General features: G+C 42.2%; 2 protein-coding genes. Both read right to left on the bottom strand.

The window, feature by feature from the left end; translation table 11 throughout:
* On the bottom strand, positions 1–929 hold a 929-nt coding region (locus AC1DWN_RS33495), incomplete at its 3' end, for an FtsW/RodA/SpoVE family cell cycle protein (RefSeq protein WP_477563144.1).
* 12 nt (positions 930–941) lie between these two features.
* A complete protein-coding gene (locus tag AC1DWN_RS33500) occupies positions 942–1286 on the bottom strand; it encodes a YugN family protein (protein ID WP_477563145.1) in 345 nt (114 codons plus the stop codon).
* Positions 1287–1650: the final 364 nt, after the last annotated feature.

A 1650-nucleotide genomic window follows, 5' to 3' on the forward strand; every position in this document is an offset into this window, starting at 1 on the left:
GGGCAGCGTAGAGCAACTATTAGTCCTCGCCACAAGAAAAATAAAAAGAAGAGTAAGAAGATTGTACTGCCAATAAACCCAAATTCTTCAGCGATGATAGCAAAAATAAAATCATTATAAGGATATTTTAAATAGTGCAGCTTCTGTACGCTTTCACCAAATCCAGCACCGGTTAGACCGCCATGTCCTAGTGCTTGAAGCGAAGAGACAAGATGCCAACCAGTATCCTGGGCATCGCTAAGCGGATCTCTAAAAACGGTTAAGCGATCAATTCTATACTTCCATGCTTGTGGTGAAATGGCCATTGATATGCTAAATATAATAGTAAGTAATATGGTAACAATTGTACCGGAAAGGAATACCTGCTTTAAATTAGCGCCTCCGGCTAAAATCATTACAGATGCGCAGGATGCAAGAACTAGACATGAGCCGAGATCGGGTTGCATCATAATAAGGCCGCAGATGAAACCGACAATAATAATGACAGGTAAAAGACCCTTTTTGAAGCTTCTGAAATTGTCGCCTTTCTTCGTAATGAGAGCGCCTAGATACAAGATAATAGCGAGCTTCGCAGGCTCTGTCGGTTGAATACCGAGTGATCCTATGCCAAACCAACTATGGGCCCCATTGATCTCTTTCCCTACAAAAGGGACGAGGATAAGCATGATGACGACAGGAATGAAGAAAAGCATGAAATAGCGTTTAAACACTACATAACGCAAATTCATCGTAAATAACATAACCAACACACCAAGGCCAGCCCATACGAACTGGCGTTTGGTGAAATAAAGTGCATCGTCATACTGTACAAGCGCCACGCTTGAACTTGCACTAAATACCATGACAAGCCCGAAGCCGACGAGCAGCAACGTTAAAATGAGCAGCAGAAAGTCCGGTCTTCCACGGCTACCGTTCTGCGTAGCTTTCATAGCCCGCCCCCGTTACGCGAGTAGTTGTTTCAATTGCTGAAGTCTTTGCGTTGCTGTATTTAAAATTGGCTGAGGAACCGGAGATTCATACTCAAGGCCGTGTGGGAAAGTGGAGCGCCCAATATAGACAGACTCGATAATAAGCACAGCATGCGGCGATTCAAGCTTGCCTTCGATAGCGCGAGTTGTTATCCGCAAATAATAGTCAGAGCCGCTAGCGCGGTCCTCTAGTTTTAGGTCGTATGTAGCGCGATAATATTCCCATTGCCAACGGACAAACCCAACTTTTTCAGCGGACTCGTCTAAGTGGTCTAAATCGCTTTTAACACCGTTCAATCCGGTATTTTCAATAATCATGGTAGTTCCTCCCAAGGTTTAGTGAAGCAAAACTTACTTATTCAGCAAATGCTTCTAATTCTAAAGACAGAGTTGTACATTCTTTACTCATGATAGTATGTTTCCCCAGCTAGCGCAACCCTTACTCCAGCCTTGAATAGCTAATAAAAGTGACATTTTAAAGAAATGTAATGATTGAATGGTTTCCATTCTTATTGTGCTTCCTTAATATAGCGTTAATCTGGTAAACTATATGCAAAGCAGTTCCACTTTTTGATACATATAGTTTCGAGAGATTATTCAGATAAAACGTTAGGAGGTTTGCGATATGCAGACAGAAGATATCGTGGATCAAGCATTACAGAAGATCTATCCGAATATGATC

The sequence above is a fragment of the Paenibacillus sp. P4_A7 genome, assembly GCF_056402455.1.

Coding starts and splice junctions, on each gene's coding strand:
- AC1DWN_RS33500 (WP_477563145.1), bottom strand. CDS start 1,286: ATGATTATTGAAAATACCGGATTGAACGGTGTTAAAAGCGATTTAGAC.